13 protein-coding genes and 1 riboswitch are annotated in these 16,412 nt (G+C 75.7%); of the genes, 12 read left to right on the top strand and 1 reads right to left on the bottom strand.

Going from position 1 to position 16,412, the window contains the following annotated elements; genetic code table 11:
• Nucleotides 1-146 precede the first annotated feature (146 nt).
• Nucleotides 147-276: riboswitch (FMN riboswitch) on the top strand.
• A gap of 155 nt (nucleotides 277-431) precedes the next feature.
• The 12 genes from I6A81_RS35480 to pheT all read left to right on the top strand — a co-directional run bounded on the left by I6A81_RS35480 (nucleotide 432) and on the right by pheT (nucleotide 15,199).
• Nucleotides 432-1,187, top strand: coding sequence for a riboflavin synthase (locus I6A81_RS35480; protein WP_203007483.1), 756 nt, complete (start codon nucleotides 432-434; stop codon nucleotides 1,185-1,187).
• The gene (locus I6A81_RS35475) at nucleotides 1,184-2,839 is read left to right on the top strand and encodes a bifunctional 3,4-dihydroxy-2-butanone-4-phosphate synthase/GTP cyclohydrolase II (protein ID WP_203007484.1); all 1,656 of its coding nucleotides are present in this window, start codon (nucleotides 1,184-1,186) and stop codon (nucleotides 2,837-2,839) included. The genes I6A81_RS35480 and I6A81_RS35475 overlap by 4 nt, the downstream gene beginning before the upstream one ends.
• Nucleotides 2,836-3,318, top strand: a complete 483-nt coding sequence (gene ribH / locus I6A81_RS35470) for a 6,7-dimethyl-8-ribityllumazine synthase (protein ID WP_203007485.1) — start codon at nucleotides 2,836-2,838, stop codon at nucleotides 3,316-3,318. The genes I6A81_RS35475 and ribH overlap by 4 nt, the downstream gene beginning before the upstream one ends.
• 208 nt (nucleotides 3,319-3,526) lie before the next feature.
• Complete coding sequence (locus I6A81_RS35465; protein WP_203010427.1) at nucleotides 3,527-5,902, top strand: MinD/ParA family ATP-binding protein; 2,376 nt, start codon at nucleotides 3,527-3,529, stop codon at nucleotides 5,900-5,902.
• A gap of 76 nt (nucleotides 5,903-5,978) precedes the next feature.
• Nucleotides 5,979-6,944 carry an SseB family protein gene (locus I6A81_RS35460; protein ID WP_203007768.1) on the top strand — a complete coding sequence of 322 codons (966 nt, stop codon included), beginning with the start codon at nucleotides 5,979-5,981 and terminating at the stop codon, nucleotides 6,942-6,944.
• Between the two features lie 545 nt (nucleotides 6,945-7,489).
• On the top strand, nucleotides 7,490-8,014 hold the full coding sequence (infC, locus tag I6A81_RS35455; RefSeq protein WP_311445753.1) for a translation initiation factor IF-3: 525 nt from the start codon (nucleotides 7,490-7,492) through the stop codon (nucleotides 8,012-8,014).
• Nucleotides 8,015-8,317: 303 nt separating this feature from the next.
• Nucleotides 8,318-8,512 (top strand): 50S ribosomal protein L35, encoded by a 195-nt coding sequence (gene rpmI / locus I6A81_RS35450; protein ID WP_203007769.1) that lies wholly within the window; start codon nucleotides 8,318-8,320, stop codon nucleotides 8,510-8,512.
• A 248-nt stretch (nucleotides 8,513-8,760) separates the two neighbouring features.
• The gene (gene rplT / locus I6A81_RS35445) at nucleotides 8,761-9,144 is read left to right on the top strand and encodes a 50S ribosomal protein L20 (RefSeq protein ID WP_203007770.1); all 384 of its coding nucleotides are present in this window, start codon (nucleotides 8,761-8,763) and stop codon (nucleotides 9,142-9,144) included.
• Between the two features lie 119 nt (nucleotides 9,145-9,263).
• Nucleotides 9,264-10,127: a TrmH family RNA methyltransferase gene (locus tag I6A81_RS35440; protein ID WP_407661433.1), complete on the top strand. Its 864-nt coding sequence runs from the start codon at nucleotides 9,264-9,266 to the stop codon at nucleotides 10,125-10,127.
• 107 nt (nucleotides 10,128-10,234) lie between these two features.
• Nucleotides 10,235-11,326, top strand: a complete 1,092-nt coding sequence (locus I6A81_RS35435) for a sensor histidine kinase (protein WP_203007529.1) — start codon at nucleotides 10,235-10,237, stop codon at nucleotides 11,324-11,326.
• 269 nt (nucleotides 11,327-11,595) lie between these two features.
• A complete protein-coding gene (pheS, locus tag I6A81_RS35430) occupies nucleotides 11,596-12,690 on the top strand; it encodes a phenylalanine--tRNA ligase subunit alpha (RefSeq protein ID WP_238430997.1) in 1,095 nt (364 codons plus the stop codon).
• Between the two features lie 4 nt (nucleotides 12,691-12,694).
• Nucleotides 12,695-15,199: a phenylalanine--tRNA ligase subunit beta gene (pheT, locus tag I6A81_RS35425; protein ID WP_203007526.1), complete on the top strand. Its 2,505-nt coding sequence runs from the start codon at nucleotides 12,695-12,697 to the stop codon at nucleotides 15,197-15,199.
• Nucleotides 15,200-15,287: 88 nt separating this feature from the next.
• Here pheT and I6A81_RS35420 read toward each other — a convergent pair whose 3' ends face one another.
• The gene (locus tag I6A81_RS35420; protein WP_203007525.1) at nucleotides 15,288-16,382 is read right to left on the bottom strand and encodes a hypothetical protein; all 1,095 of its coding nucleotides are present in this window, start codon (nucleotides 16,380-16,382) and stop codon (nucleotides 15,288-15,290) included.
• Nucleotides 16,383-16,412 lie beyond the last annotated feature (30 nt).

Genomic DNA, 16,412 nt, shown 5'->3' with positions numbered 1-16,412 from the left:
CGCCGGCGCGCAATTGGCGCGTCGGGGACATCTCGGACAGCCGAGCTGCGACGTTGGCCCGGCTTGTGTGCCAGACTCGTCCGTGGGCACCACGGTGCCCGCCAAAAAGCCCGGGCCGGGGAACCGGCCGGGCAACACACAGCAGCACGCGCGCTCCGGGGTCGGTGAAACTCCGAGCCGGCGGTGACAGTCCGCGACCCGTCCCACAACCAGTGGGCGGTGGACCCGGTGGAATTCCGGGACCGACGGTGAAAGTCCGGATGGGAGGCAGCGCGCGGGGACCCCGGGTCACGGGGCGGGCATGCCCGTCGCTCCGTGCGCCCGTCGCGTCGGCGTCCGGCCCTCAGGGCCCGCCATGTCGACGATGGACCCGCGTGGCGTCTCCCGTCGCATCCCGGCCCGTGCGCCGGACGGGAAGGACGCAGGGGCGGATGTTCACCGGCATCGTCGAAGAGCTCGGCACCATCGTCGCGGTCACAGAACACGAATCCGCGGCCGAGCTGACCATCGGCTGTTCGGCCGTACTCGAGGACGTACGTCACGGCGCGTCGATCGCCGTCAACGGTGTGTGTCTCACCGTCACCTCCTTCACCCCACAGGGCGAGGTCGACGAGCGTGTGGGCCTCCGGGTGTTCACCGCCGACGTGATGCTGGAGACGCTGCGCCGCTCGGCGCTCGGCGCTCTCGTCCCGGGTGAGCGGGTCAACCTGGAGCGGCCGGTGCGCCTCGCCGACCGGCTCGGCGGCCACCTGGTCCAGGGGCACGTCGACGGCGTCGGGACGATCGCGCACCGCGCGCCGGACGAACACTGGGAGGTCGTCCGGATCGAGCTGCCCGAGGGACTCGACCGCTACCTCGTCGAGAAGGGCTCGATCACCGTCGACGGGGTGAGCCTCACCGTCGTCGAGGTCACGCCCGCCACGGCGGCCGGCGAACCAGCCAGCTTCACCGTCAGCCTGATCCCGACGACGCTCGCCGAGACCACGCTGGGTGCCCGGCAGATCGGCGCCCCCGTGAACCTCGAGGTGGACGTCGTCGCCAAGTACGTCGAGAAGCTGGTCGCGCCGAGCGCGTCGCTCGGCGTCGGGGCGCTGCCGAGCGTGCTTGGCCGGTTCGACCCGTCACCGCCGTTCCCGGTGCCTCCCACCGGGCCGATCGTCACCACTGGGAAGGGAACGGGCCGATGAGCGTCACGAGCACCCCGACCAGCGCGCCCGGACCGGACATCGACGAGGACCTCGCCGCGGCCCTCGGCACGGTTCCCGAGGCGATCGCCGCGATCGCCGCCGGCCGGCCTGTGGTGGTCGTCGACGACGCCGACCGCGAGAACGAGGGCGATCTGATCTTCGCGGCCGAGATGGCGACCCCGGAGCTGGTCGCCTTCATGGTCCGGCACACCTCCGGGGTCGTGTGCGCCCCGCTGGACCCAGGCGACACCGACCGCCTGGGCCTCGGCCAGATGGTCCCGCTCAACACCGACCGGATGGGCACGGCGTTCACCGTCTCCGTCGACGCCCGCGAGGGCATCACCACCGGCATCTCCGCGGCGGACCGGGCACGCACGCTGCGGCTGCTCGCCGACCCGGCGACCACCGCCGGCGACCTGGCCCGGCCAGGCCACATCTTCCCGCTGCGGGCCCGCGAGGGCGGCGTGCTGCGCCGGCCGGGCCACACCGAGGCGGCGGTCGACCTCGCCCGGCTCGCGGGGCTGCGGCCCGCGGGGGCGATCTGCGAGATCGTGAACGACGACGGCACCATGGCCCGCCTGCCCGAGCTGGTCACGTTCGCGCGCGACCATGGGCTGGTGCTGATCTCGATCGCGGATCTCATCACGCACCGGCGGCGGACCGAGCGGCAGGTCGAGCGGGTCGCCGAGGCGAGCATCCCCACCAGGTACGGCGCGTTCCGCGCGGTCGGCTACCGCGGCACGCTCGACGGCGTCGAGCACGTGGCGCTCATCCGCGGGGACCTCGGCGACGGCGAGAACGTGCTGGTCCGGGTGCACAGCGAGTGCCTCACCGGCGACGTCTTCGGCTCGCTGCGCTGCGACTGCGGCACCCAGCTCGACGCCGCGCTGCGCCTGGTCGCCGCCGAGGGCCGAGGCGTCGTGCTCTACATGCGCGGTCACGAAGGCCGGGGCATCGGGCTGGCGCACAAGCTCGCCGCCTACCAGCTGCAGGACGCCGGGCACGACACGGTCGACGCCAACCTGGCGCTGGGCCTGCCGGCCGACGCGCGCGACTACGGCATCGGCGCCCAGATCCTCGTCGACCTCGGCGTGCGCGGGCTGCGCCTGATGTCGAACAACCCGGCGAAGCGCGCCGGGCTGGAGGGCTACGGCCTGGCCATCGTGGGCCGGGTCGCGCTGCCGGTCAGCCACACGCCGGAGAACCTGCGCTACCTGACCACCAAGCGGGACCGGATGGGTCACGAGATCCCCGGGCTGCCGGAGCTGCCCGAGGTGGTCGCCGAGGCAGTGGCGGACGCGGTCGCGACCGCGGTGCCGGCCGTCCCGGCCGACGTCGTCGCCCAGGTGGTGGCCGGCGCGGTCGCCACCGCCGCCGACGCGCTCGACGCTCGGGAGGCCGACGCTCGGGAGGCCGACGTGCTGGCCGGTGCCCCCGACGCGCTCGACGCGGCGGCCACCGACGGCGACGGCCCGGCCGAGGGCCCCGACGGCTCCGGAGGCACCCGGGGGAACGGGCACGGCGGTAACGGCGCGGCGGGCGGCGGCAACGCGGCGGTCAACGGCAACGGAGCGGTCAACGGACGAGGACACGGCCGGCGCCTGGGCCACCGCAGGGTGGCCGAGGCATGCGGGAAGGGAGACAGCCGGTGAGCGGGACAGGGGCACCCGAGGAGGTGCTGCCAGTGGCCTCCGACGTCCGGCTCGGGATCGTCGCCACCCGGTGGCACAGCGAGATCACCGACGCGCTGCTCGAGGGCGCGCTGCGGGCCGCGCGTGACGTGAAGCTCGCCCACGAGCCGACGGTGGTCCGGGTCTCGGGCGCGGTGGAGCTCCCGGTCGTCGCCGACCGGCTGGCCGCCCACCACGACGCGGTGGTCGCGCTCGGCGTCGTGATCCGCGGCGGCACGCCGCACTTCGACTACGTCTGCAAGTTCGTCACCGAGGGCCTGCTCCGGGTGACGCTTGACAACGGGGTTCCGGTCGGATTCGGCGTGCTCACCTGCGACACGCTCGAGCAGGCCAGGGAACGGGCCGGCCTGGCCGGCTCGGGCGAGGACAAGGGCCGCGAGGCGGCCCTCGCCGCCCTCGAGACCGCCGTCGTCCTCACCGACCTGCAGCCGTTGGCCTGAGAGAGCGATCCAGGACCCGGTCCCGGATCGACAAAGTCGATCCGGTGGGAACCCCGGCCCGTCCGGACTTGTCGGACCGGCATCGGCGAGAGACCGTGTTGTCTCGGTGTATCGGGCTCCTTGCGGTACGACACCCGGCGTGGGTCGGCGGAGATAGTCGACCTGTCGTGGGTGCGAGCAGGGGGAGACGGGACGAGGTGACGGCAGCGTGCGGGTGGCGCCGGTGACGGGCGACGACGAGGACGAGCCCACTCCGGGCGTGCCCAGGGCCGCCCGGTCGGGCGGCGAGGACCTGGCCGACCCGGTGTCGACGGCCGGTGGGGGCGGTGACGCCCGCCCGGTCTCGCTGCTCGGCGTGCGGCTGACCGGCGGGGGCGGCGACCGCGCGGTCGTGCGCCGCCCGTCGTCGCGTGCCCGGGGCGCGGCCGCCGGGTCCCGCCGGGACGGCGACCGGCGGCTGACCGCCATACCCGGCGACGCGGCCGCCGCGGCTCGCCCGGCCGGGGCGGCCGGGCAGGGCGCGGCCGGCGGCGACGTGCCGCCGCCCGGTCGGGCCACCGCGCCGCCACCCAGGCCTGCCGCGTCGCCACCCAGGCCTGCCGCGTCGCCACCCAGGCCTGCCGCGTCGCCATCCGGGCCTGCCGCGCGTGCCGCTCTGCCCGCCGCGCGCACCGCTTTGCCGGCCGCGCCCGCCGCGCCCGCCGCGCCGCCGCCGGTGCGCACCGCGCCGCCGGCCATCCGCCCGGTGCCCGCCGGGCCTCCTCCCCGGCCGGCGGCGGAACCCGACAGCACCGGCCCCGTGACCGGGCCCGCCCCTCGCGGCGCCAGCGGCTCGGAAGCTGGTCGCCAGCCCGCGGTCCGGCCGGCCCCGGCCGGCGGTGGCTGGGTTCCCGACGTCGGCCTGGTCCCGGCCCCCGCCGCCCCGCCGCGCGGCGCCTGGTGGGACCCGCTGGGCCTGCCGCTGCCCGCCGGCCAGGCCGGCGCGCCCGGCCCCGCCGCGACCGCCGACCTCGCGACCGCCGACCTCGCGGCCCCGGCGGTCGACCCCGCCGCCGCGGCCACGGATCCGCCGGAGCCACCCGCGCCCGACGACCAGGACGATCTCGTCGACCAGAGCGGCTACGCCGCCTGGCTCGGGCCGCGTCCGGCCGAGCCGTCCGGGCGCCCCATGGCCGGCCAGGGCGCGAAGGACGCCCCGGCCGCCGCCGAGCCGGCCGTGCCCGGGCCGGCCGTGCCCGGGCCGGGCGGTGACGAGTCGGGCGAGGCGGGCCCCGGTTCCACGGCTCGCGCCGACGCGGCCGAGCCGGCCGCGAGCCCGGTCTCGCCGCGTGCCTGGTTCGGGTACGGGGAGCCGCCAAGACCGCCGTTCCCGCCGCCGGGGGAGTCGACCACGCCCGTGGTCTACACCCCGGCGCCGGCGCCACGGCCGGCCGCGGAGCTGGTGCCACCGCGGGGCGGCCTGGAGTCGGCCAGCCGTCCGGCGCCGCTGGAGCCGGCCCGGCCGGAGTCCCCGCGCGCCTACCAGATCCTTCCGGGCGATACCTGGAGCAGCGGACAGGACGACCACCCGGGGGCGGCCGCCGCCCTGCCCGCGAAGACGCGGCAGTCCCCGCCTCTCGCCTGTCCAGGGGCCTTCACGGCGGCATGGTTGCGTGGGCTGGAGCTGGCCGGGAAGGGGATCCTCGCGCCCGTGCCGTCGACGCGGCTCGGCGGGCGCCGGGTGCTCGTCGGCGGGTTCGGCGGCGGCAGCGGGCGGACCACGGTCGCGGCCGGCCTGGGCATGGCGCTGGCCGCGCTGCGGGGCGGGCGCGTGGTGGCCGTCGACGCCTGCCCCGACCAGGGCGGCCCGCTCGCCGACCGGGCCGGGGTGCCCGGCCGCGGCGTCGGACTGCGCGAGCTCGCCGCCGCCGACCCGCGGGTCGCCTCCCTCGCCGAGGTGCGCCGGTTCCTGGCCACCGCGCAACCGTCGGGGCTGGAGGTGCTGCCGGGCCTGCGCGACCTGACCGCGCCCGGGCTGACCCCGGCCGAGGCGGCCTGGGCGGTCGACCTGCTCGGGCGGCTCTTCCCCGTGGTCGTCATCGACGGCCCTCCGGGCTGGACACAGCCGGTGCCGGCGGTCCTGCTGGCCCGGGCCGACACCGTGGTGCTCGCCGCCAAGGCCGGGCTGACGGAGGCCGGCTGCGCCCAGGACGCGCTCACCGCCCTCGCCGCCGCCCGGGCGGACCTGCCCGACGGGGCGGTCGTCGTCCACGTGGAGACGACGCCTTCCGCCAGGAACTGGGCGCGACCGGCCCCGGCCCAGCCACCGGCGCTGGTCGAGCCCGTGCACGCCGTGGTGACCATCCCGTACGACCCGGCGCTCGCCGGTGGCGTCCCGCCGCGCTGGGACCGGCTGCGTTCGCGCACCAGGGCCGCGTTCGACGAGCTGGCCGAGATCGTCGACGCGGCCCCGCTCGATCCACGACCGCCGTCCGCCGAGCACCGCGCGGCGGGCGCCCTGCCCGGCCCTCCGGGTGACCTGTCCGAGGACCCGACGGTGCCCCGGCCGCGCGACCGGTCCCGGTCGTCCGGGTCGGCCTGGTAGCGGCCGGGCCCCTGGGCACCCGGCACGGCCCCGGCGGCCGGGCCGCGGGCCCGAGCGCGGCCCGTAGGGTGAGCCGGTGGCAGTGGACCTGATGACCCCGCCAGGGCAGGGCGACGCCGGCGAGGGGGACCCGCGGCTGCTGGCGGCCCTCAGGTCCGGCGACGAGGGCGCCGTGGCGGCCGCGTTGCCGGGTGCCCGGGTCTTCGTCGGCGTCGAGTCCCGCCTGCTGGAGCTCGCCGACCCGGTCGACCCCGCCGAGCAGCCGGCGGGCGCGTGCGCCGCCCACGAGCGGCCGGCCGGCGGGAAACCCGGGCTCCGGGGTGAGAAGAAGTCGGAAATGGTGCTCGCGACCTTGCGGCTGCCGTCCGGCGCGACCGCCCTTCCGGTGTTCTCCAGCGTCGCCGCGCTGTCCGCCTGGCGCTCGGCGGCCCGGCCGGTGCCGGTGTCGGCGGTGGACGCCTGCGCCGAGGCGTCTCGGCTCGGCCATCCGACCGTCGTCATCGACGTGGCCGGCCCGGTGACCGCCACGCTCGACGTCAGCGCCCTGGCCGGCCCGGTCGCCGCCGGCCCGGCGCGGCGTGACCCGGCGGACGCGGTGCCCGGATCGGCCTCGATGGGGGCGGACGGGCCAGTTCGCGCCGCCGGCGCGCGGGCGGGCGGCGACGCTTCGGGCGCGAACGGCCTGCGCCGGCCCGCGCGGCCGTGGGAGCCCGCCCGCCTGTCCCGGCTGGCCGCCGAGCTGGACGCGCTGGCCGCCGGGCTCCCGCGGGGCACGCGGCTGTGGCCGGCCGAGCTCGTCACGGCGGCCGGCGGGGCGGACGAGGTGCTCGCGTTCGCCGCGCCGGCCGCTCTCCCGGACGACCGGCTCGACGAGGTCGCCCGCCGGCTGCGCGCCGTGGCGGCGCCAGGGGGCGGGGCCGGCGCGGCGCCGCCGGTGGTGTTCGTCGACCCGGTGGACGCCCCGGCGCTGCGCCGCGCGCTCGGCCGCGGGCTCACCCCACGCCGCTGGCGGCCGCGGGTGGCGGCGGGGGCACCCGCCTGAGGGGTGGGAGCGGCGCTCGCTGAGCGTGTTCGGTGGCTCGCCCAGACCTCTGGCGGTCAGTTTGCTACGCTGGGTCGGACCGCCTGCCGACGGTCGGCATAGGGCACCGCTACTGGACGTTCCAGTCCTCGGTCCCGAACGTGAGCCTGAGGCGTTCTCCGCCTGAGGTTGGTAGTTCCGACGTTCGTGGCCCGGCGTTCTGGTCACACCCAGGACAGCGACCCATACATGTCGCGCTCGCGCCCTCACCGGGGCGGCGCTTGGGACAGCCCGCGTGGGTTGGCCCGGCGCTTGGCAGGGCCAAGCGGGGGTTCGCCCTCCACCTGAGTCACCGCCCGGACAACCGCCGGGTTTGACCGATCGGTACGATCGGTCCCTGAAGGTGACCGGGTCGCCGGTCGGCCGAACCGTTCCCTTTGGACGGTATGACGGCCGGGAGCCCGTATTTCGGGCTTGGTGCTCCGCTGCGGTGAGGTCGTGCCCGCGCGTCGAGCCACGGAGGAAACCAGATCAGCACAGAGTCACGCATCAACGACCGCATCCGCGTGCCGGAGGTTCGCCTCGTCGGCGCGGAGGGCGAGCAGATCGGCATCGTCTCCATCCAGGAGGCCATGCGGCTGGCACAGGAGGCCGATCTCGACCTGGTCGAGGTCGCCCCGACCGCCCGGCCGCCCGTCTGCAAGCTGATGGACTATGGGAAGTTCAAGTACGAGTCCGACCAGAAGCGGCGCGAGGCTCGGAAGAACCAGGTCCAGACGGTCATCAAGGAGATGAAGCTCCGACCGAAGATCGACCCGCATGACTACGAGACCAAGAAGGGTCACGTCGTGCGCTTCCTCAAGGCCGGCGACAAGGTGAAGATCACCATCATGTTCCGCGGCCGGGAGCAGTCGCGGCCGGAGCTTGGTATCCGGCTGCTGCAGCGGCTTTCGACCGACGTCGCCGAACTCGGATACGTCGAGGCCCAGCCCAAGCAGGACGGGCGGAACATGACCATGGTCATGGCTCCGCACAAGGGTGCCCGCCAGCTGCGGGGCGAGCCGACCGAGGGGCGTGCCGTGCTGGGGTAACCCCGCTCGCGGACCTTCTGGCCACCTCACCGGGGGCCGGCCCACGAGGCCGCCGAGGACAGCTCCGCCGCGGAGTCCGTGCGCGGGGGCCGGCTGGCCCCGGCCGCCGTCCGCGCCCGGGGAGGCCTCGGCTGGCCTCGCGAGAGGCCGGCAGGGTGCCGGCCCACCGGCGGCTGCGCCGGGCCGCCGGGGCGGGGCCGGCGGTTGGTCGAGACGGTTTTCTGGGGCCCTGACGACTGCCCCTGGGTGCGGCTTCCGGACCCGACGACAAGTTCCCTCCACTCACACAGGACGAGACACGACATGCCCAAGATGAAGCCGCACAGCGGAGCCTCGAAGCGGTTCCGCGTCACCGGGTCAGGCAAGATCATGCGTCGCCGGGCCAACCGCGCGCACCTCTTCGAGCACAAGCCGTCCCGGCGTACCCGGCGGCTCGACCCCGAGGTCGTGCTCGCTCCGGCGGACAACCGCCGCATCTCGCGCCTGCTCGCCCGCTAGTGGGCCGGCGGGTGGGCCGCGGTCGCTGACCTCGGTCGGTCTGCCCACACCACCCGCTCAGGATGTCTGCCCCGGGGGGCGACCCCCGGACCCCCGAACTCGCGTTGCGCGCGACCAGGTCGTAGTCCCCGGGCTCGGCGAACGGACAGGCGAACGGGACGACGGCGGCCGTCCGGCCGCCCGCCCAGGACGGCGTCCCGTCCGGCCCGGTGACGGACCACGAAGAACGTTAAGGAGACAGTGCCCTCATGGCACGCGTGAAGCGGGCGGTCAACGCCCAGAAGAAGCGCCGCACCACGCTCGAGCAGGCGAGCGGCTACCGCGGCCAGCGGTCCCGGCTGTACCGCAAGGCCAAGGAGCAGATGCTCCACTCGATGAACTACGCCTACCGGGACCGTCGTGCCCGCAAGGGCGACTTCCGGCAGCTGTGGATCACCCGTATCAACGCGGCGGCGCGCGCCAACGGCATGACCTACAACCGCTTCATCCAGGGCCTGAAGGTCGCGGGCGTCGAGGTCGACCGCAAGATCCTGGCGGACCTCGCGGTCACCGACCCGGTCGCGTTCACCGCGCTGGTCGAGGTCGCCCGGGCCGCTGTGCCGCCGGTCGCGGCGGAGCCGTCGGCGGCCTGAGCGTCGCGGCCGCGGTGAATCCCCGCGGAGCCGTTGGCGGCGGCCCGCCGGCCGGTCCTCGGCGGCCGGTCACGGCGCCGCTGAGCCCGCGCGCGGCCAGCGTCGCGGCCGCCCGGCAGTTGCGGCGTCCCTCGGCCCGCCGGGCCGAGGGTCGGTTCCTCGCCGAGGGCTTCCAGGCCGTCGAGGCGGCGTTGGCCACGGGCCGGCTCACCGAGCTGTTCGTCGGCGAGTCCGCCGCGGCGCGCCACGGCGGACTCGTCGCCGAGGTGACGGCCGCCGGGCTGCCGGTGCGGCGGGTCACCGATCAGGCCGCGGCGGCGCTGTCCGAGACGGTCACTCCCCAGGGTCTGGTCGGCGTCGCCACCCTGTCCGGCGTCCGGCTCACCGACCTGGGTGTCCCCGGTGGGCAGGGCGTCGCGCGCGGTGTCGTACGGGCCGGGGCGGCCGCGGACGGCGCGGGCCGCCACGGGCGGCCCACGCTGGTCGCCGTCTGCGTCGCCGCGAACGACCCGGGCAACGCCGGCACGGTGATCCGCACCGCGGACGCCGCCGGCGCCGACGTGGTCGTGTTCGCCGGCGAGGGCGTCGACCCGTTCGGCGGCAAGTGCGTCCGCGCCAGCGCGGGCAGTCTCTTCCACCTTCCGGTCATCGTCGAACCGGATCTCGGCGCGGCGCTCGACTGGCTGCGCGCCGTCGGCTGTCAGGTCGTCGCGACCTCGGGCCATGGCGCCCGTGACCTCTACGACGCCGCCGACTCCGGTGAGCTCGACGGGCCGACCGGATGGCTGTTCGGCAACGAGGCGCACGGCCTGTCCACCGATGTACTGGCCGCCGCGGACGCGGTGCTTCGGGTGCCGGTGTACGGTCAGGCCGAGTCGTTGAATCTCGCGGTCGCGACAGCGCTCTGTCTTTACGCGTCCGCGCGGGCGCGCAGAATGGCCAGATCCGGTACTCACGGCACCGGGGGAGGTGGGCGGCGGTGACGCATACGGTCACGTCGGCTACGGTCACCTCGGCGCCCACGCGTGTGGGCACGCAGACCGCGGGCTCGGACGACGTCGCCGGCCAGGCGGACGCGCCGGCCGTCACCATGGGACAGGCCGGCGTGGCGGCCTCTGAGGCCACAGCCGGTCCCGTCGTGCTCGCCGCGGCCTACGACGGCCTGCCGGACGCGGTCGTGGTCACCGACGCGGATGGCGTCGTCCTGGTCTTCAACGCCGCGGCCGCGTCGCTCACGAGCATCGACCAGCGCGCCGTCAGCGGCCGGCACATCTGTGAGGTGCTGCCGCTGGTCGACGAGCGCGGCAACGACTGGTGGGAGGCCTCTGGCCCGGGCCGGCGGCTGCCGCGGGTCACCGGACAGCCCGAGCGGCGGCTCACCTTCGCCGGCCCGGCGCGCGACCACGACTTCAACGTGACGGTGCGCTACACCCGCGAGGCGGGCCAGCTCGTCCAGGTCGCGCTGTGCCTGCGGGACACGGCCAGCCGGGAGCGCATCGAGCGCAACCGATCCGACCTGGTCGCCACCGTCGCGCATGAGCTGCGCTCGCCGCTGACCAGCGTCAAGGGCTTCACCGCGACGCTGCTGGCCAAGTGGGAGCGGTTCACCGACGAGCAGAAGAAGCTCATGCTCAACACGGTCAACACGGACGCCGACCGGGTCACCCGGCTGCTCACCGAGTTGCTGGACGTGTCCCGGATCGACGCCGGCCGGATCCAGATGCGCAAGCAGATCGCGGATCCAAGCGTCATCCTGCACCGGGTGCTCGCGGGCAAGGTCGCGTCCGGCACGGCCGGCCCGGACCGGTTCGTCGTGCACGAGGACGGCGAGCTGCCGGAGATGTGGATCGACCCGGACAAGATCGAGCAGGTGCTGCACAACCTCGTGGACAACGCCCTGCGTCACGGGGCGGGTACCGTGACCGTTGTCCTGAGGGGCCTTTCGACGGGAGCCGAGGTGAGCGTGGCCGACGAGGGCGAAGGCGTGCCGGAGGCCAACACCTCCCGGGTCTTCACCAAGTTCTGGCGGGGAGCGAGCCGGGGCAACGGCACCGGGCTTGGCCTCTACATCGCCAAGGCGCTGATCGAGGCGCACGGCGGCACCATCACGGTGGGCCGTGCCGCCGCCGGCGGCGCCGAGTTCCGATTTTCCCTGCCCGCCGGCGCCCCGGTGTTCGGGTAGACCCGAACACCGCGTGAGCCCGGCGGGCGTGGCGGATGCCCCTGTTCGCTGGCTTCCAGCCAGCTCCCCGAAGCCCGTGACGCTGCCCGGACGAGGTCAGGTCCGCGCCGGGCTGAGGGTCACCGATCTTGGGTCGAACGCGGCGAGCCGTCGCGGGACGGCCTACGGAACGCCGACTCGGCTGTCCGGGTGAGGATGCTGACGAGCGCCCGGGAGACGAGCTCCACCAACTCAAGAGGCTGACACCGGATTTGACGATGACAGAGACGATGACCGATCCGCAGCCCGCCGCGGCGGGCGGGCCGCTCGACCCCAGCAGCCTCGCGGCGGCCGTGGCCGAGGCGCTCGCCACGCTCGCCGCGGCCACCGACCTCACCGAACTCGCGGCCGCCAGGGCCGCGCACGTCGACGGCCGCTCGGCGCCGCTCGTGCTGGCCCGCCAGAAGCTCGGCTCGCTGCCGCGCGAGGACCGCGCCGACGCCGGCCGCCGGCTCAACGACGCGCTGGCCACCGTCCGCGACGCGCACACGGCCCGGCTCGCCGAGCTGACCGCCGAGCGCGACGCCCGCGTGCTGGTCGAGGAACGGGTCGACGTGACCATGCCGACCCGTCGGCGGCCCGTCGGTGCCCGCCACCCGCTCGCGGTGCTCTCCGAACGCCTCGTCGACACGTTCGTCGCGATGGGCTACGAGGTCGCCGAGGGCCCGGAGCTCGAGCACGACTGGTTCAATTTCGAGGCGCTCAACATGCACCCGGACCACCCGGCGCGCAGCGAGCACGACACCCTCTATGTCGAGCCGGAGGGCGCGGGCCGGGTGATGCGCACGCACACCTCGCCGGTGCAGATCCGCGCGCTGCTGTCCCGCCCGCTGCCGGTCTACGTGGTCGCCCCCGGGCGGACGTACCGCAACGACACGGTCGACGCGACCCACTCGCCGGTGTTCGGCCAGCTGGAATGCCTCGCCGTCGACGAGGGCATCACGATGGCGGACCTGCGCGGCACGCTGGCGACGTTCGCGGCCTCGCTGTTCGGCACGGGCCTGGCGACCCGGCTGCGCCCGTCGTTCTTCCCGTTCACCGAGCCGAGCGCCGAACTCGACGTGCAGTGCTTCAACTGCCGCGGCGAGGCGAGCCGCCAGCCCTGCCGGGTCTGCTCCGACGAGGGATGGATCGAGCTGGGTGGCTGCGGCATGGTCGACCCGAACGTGCTGCGCGCGGTCGGGATCGACGCGACCCGGTACAGCGGCTTCGCGTTCGGCATGGGCCTGGAGCGGGCCGCGATGATGCGCCACGGGGTCCGTGAGATCCGCGACTTCGTCGACGGCGACGTCCGTTTCAGCCTCCCCTTCGGAATCGAGGGCTGACGCCGTGCTGATCCTGATGTCGTGGCTGCGCGAGCACGTGCCCGGGCTGCCGCCGGCACGGGCCGTCGCGGATGCCCTCATCCGCGCCGGCTTCGAGGTCGAGGGTGTCGAGGCCGTCGGCGGGCTCGCCGGCGTGGTCGTCGGCGAGGTGACCTCGATCGAGGTCGTCGCCGCCAAGAAGAAGAACGTCCGCTGGTGCCAGGTCCGGGTCGCCGAGCCGGTCACCGGCGAGACCGACCCCGGCAGCCGGGGGGTCATCTGCGGGGCGTTCAACTTCGAGGTGGGTGACCGGGTGGCCGTCGCGCTGCCCGGCGCGGTGCTGCCCGGCGGGTTCGAGATCACCGCGCGCAAGACCTACGGGCACGTGTCCGACGGCATGATCTGCTCGGCGCGCGAGCTGGGCATCGGCGAGGACCACGACGGCATCCTGATCCTGCCGAAGGACGCCCCGCTGGGCGCGCACGTCGCCGAGCTGCTCGACCTGGTCGACGACGTGCTCGACATCGCCGTCACGCCCGACCGGGGCTACGGCCTGTCGATCCGCGGCATCGCCCGGGAGGCGGCCACCGCGTCCGGCCTGCCGTTCACCGACCCGGGGTCGCCCGTCGGGACCGCCGCCCCGGGCGACGGATACCCGGTGACCGTCGAGGACACCGCCGCCTGCGACCGCTACGTCGCCCGGGTGATCACCGGGGTCGACCTGGCGGCCGTCACCCCGCTGCGCTGGGCCCGCCGGCTCACGCTGTCCGGCATGCGGCCGATCTCCGCGGCCGTCGACGTGACGAACGCGGTCATGCTGGGGCTGGGCCAGCCGCTGCACGCGTTCGACAGGGCCAAGCTCACCGGGCCGATCGTGGTCCGCCGGGCGCGCGCCGGCGAGCGGCTGCTGACCCTGGACGGGGTCGACCGGGCGCTCGACCCCGAGGACCTGGTCATCGCCGACGACTCGGGGCCGATCGCTCTCGCCGGCGTCATGGGCGGCGCGAGCACCGAGATCTCCGAGACGACGGCCGACATCGTGCTGGAGGCCGCGCACTTCGACCCGGTCACGGTCGCCCGCGCCGCGCGGCGGCACCGGCTGTTCTCCGAGGCGTCCCGCCGGTTCGAGCGCGGCGTCGACCCCGCGCTCGCGCCCGTCGCCGCCGAGGCGGCGGTCCGGCTGTTCGGGGAGCTCGCCGGCGGGCGCGCCGAGCCCGGCGTCACCGACGTCGACCACCGGGGGGAGCCGGTCACGGTGGCCTTCCCGCTCGCCGAGCCGACCCGGCTCGGCGGCCGGCTCTACCCGGACGAGGTCGTGCGCGCCCGCCTGGCCGAGGTCGGCTGCGCGGTCGAGGACAGCGACGTGCCGGGCGTGGTCACGGTGACGCCGCCCTCCTGGCGGCCCGACCTGACCCGGCCGGCCGACCTCGTCGAGGAGGTCATGCGGCTGGAGGGCTACGACACGATCCCGGTGACGCTGCCGCGGCTGCCCGCCGGGCGGGGGCTCACCCCGGCTCAGCGGATGGTGCGGGCGATCTCCCGGGCGCTTGCCTACGACGGCCTCACCGAGGTCATGACGCTGCCGTTCGTCGGCGCCGGCGTGGCCGACGCGCTCGGTCTGCCGGAGGACGACCGGCGCGCGGCGGCGGTGCGGATCGCCAACCCGATCGCCGAGGACGCGGCCTACCTGCGCACCACCCTGCTGCCGGGGCTGTTCGACGCGGCGGCGCGCAACATCGGCCGTGGCCAGGCCGACGTCGCGCTGTTCGAGATCGGCCAGGTGTTTCGCGAGCTGGCGGCGCCCGCGGCGCCGGTGCCGACGCCGTCGGTGCTCGACCGCCCGTCCGACGGGCAGGTCGCGGCGCTGAACGCGGCGCTGCCCGAGCAGCCGCGTCGGGTCGCGGGCGTGCTCGCCGGCCTGCGCGAGCCGGCCGGAGTCGCCGGCGGCGCGCTGGCCGGGGGCCGCCGGGCGGACTGGGCGGACGCCGTCGAGGCGGCGCGCGTCGCGGCGCGCGCCGTGGGCGTGGAGCTCACCGCGGCCCCCGACGAGCACGCTCCGTGGCATCCCGGCCGGTGCGCGGCGCTGCGCGCCGACGGGGAGCTGGTCGGCCACGCCGGTGAGCTGCATCCCCGGGTCGTGGCCCACCTCGGCCTGCCGGAGCGGTCGGTGGCCTTCGAGCTGGGTCTGGAGGAGCTGATCGAGGCGGCGGCTCGGCGCGGCCCGGTGACCGCCCCGGTGGTCTCGCAGTACCCGCCGGCCGACCGGGACGTCGCGCTCGTCGTCGAGGCCGGCACGCCGGTGGCCCAGGTGACGGCGGCGCTGCGCGACGGCGCCGGCGAGTTGCTCGAGTCGTTGACCCTGTTCGACGTCTTCGAGGGTGCCCAGGTCGGCGCGGGCCGGCGCTCGCTGGCCTTCGGCCTGCGGCTACGGGCCACCGACCGCACCCTCACCGCCGAGGAGGCCAACGGCGTCCGCGACGCCGCCGTCGCCGAGGCCACCCGCCGCACCGGCGCGAGCCTGCGCGCCTGACGGAAGCGGACAGCGAGCGTGCCTCCCGCCGGCTCCCGGCGGGCGGCGCGGCTCGCTCGGTCGTGGTGATTTCTGTCACCGGTGGCTGTCAGCCGCAGCCACCACAGCCGCCGCCGCACCCACTGCCGCAGCTGTGGCCGCCGGAGTCGTTCGAGGTGGCCTGGTCGTGCGCGATGTCGGCCCAGGAGACGCCACCCGCGGCTGGGCGCCACGAGCGGCCGCTTCCGCCACTCGTGGTCCGGGAGGAGCCGTCGGAGCCGTCGGAGCCGTCGGAGGCGGCAGAGGAGGCAGAGGCGGCGGTCCTGCTCCTGGGGACGTAGGCCGTGGCGCCGGGGAAGCCCGTCGTGGTCCTCGAGGAGCTTCTCGGCGGGATCTTCCTGTCCGGCGACCGGTAGCCGAACGACCCGTCCGGCACTCCGAGACGCGGCGCGAGATCGGGATTGGCCTTCCAGAGCTCGGACGTGCCGAGCAACGCGGCGATGACCGCGAGCGGGACCAGCTCACCGGCGTCGTAGGACCGTCGGACCTGCTCGCGGGCGGGCGCGACGAGCGAGGCGGCGCCAAGCCGCGCCGCCCCGTCCTTCGCGCGTGCCGACGGCGGGAGCGCGGCACCGACGCCCCGGGTGAGGCCGATCATCGGGACGATCAGTCCCAGGAGAAGCGGTACATCGGCGGAATCGACCGCGATCGTGACGATGTCCGCGAGCACCGCCAGGCTGGTGAGGAGCCCCAGGCCGCCGGCGCACGCGGCCAGCACCCCGACGAACCGCCGATAGACCGGGCTGGGGAGCAGCGAGGCGTCCAGCGCCTTGCGCGCGGCGTTCCTCGCCGCGAGGACCTGTGCGTGGTCACGGATGGCGGACAACGGCAGCTCGCCGGCCGAGCGGACCGCCTCGTAGCAGCTCGCGGTGACCGGATGCAGGGCGTCCGGCGGCTGCGCGGTCACCGTCAGCTTCCCGGGCGCCGCGGCCGGGCCGATCGTGCCGGCGTCGTACAGGCGCAGGATCCCGACGAGGACCACCGGCTGCCGGTTGAGCAGCGCCAGGTCCTCGATGGGTACCCGGCGCGGGTCCGGCCGTGCTCGCTCCTGGCGGAGCAGCCACGGCCGGACGGCGAGCGCTCCCGCGAACAGCAGCGCGAGCAGCCCGACGTAGCAGACGAAGACCAACGTGATCGTCGACATGGCAGGACGTCCTTGTCACCGTCGTGGGCG

It is taken from the genome of Frankia nepalensis, from assembly GCF_016786325.1.
GTDB classification, from domain to species: Bacteria; Actinomycetota; Actinomycetes; order Frankiales; family Frankiaceae; genus Pseudofrankia; species Pseudofrankia nepalensis.
The sequence above is the reverse complement of the archived record's forward strand: the minus strand, read 5'-3'. Positions and strand labels throughout refer to the sequence as shown.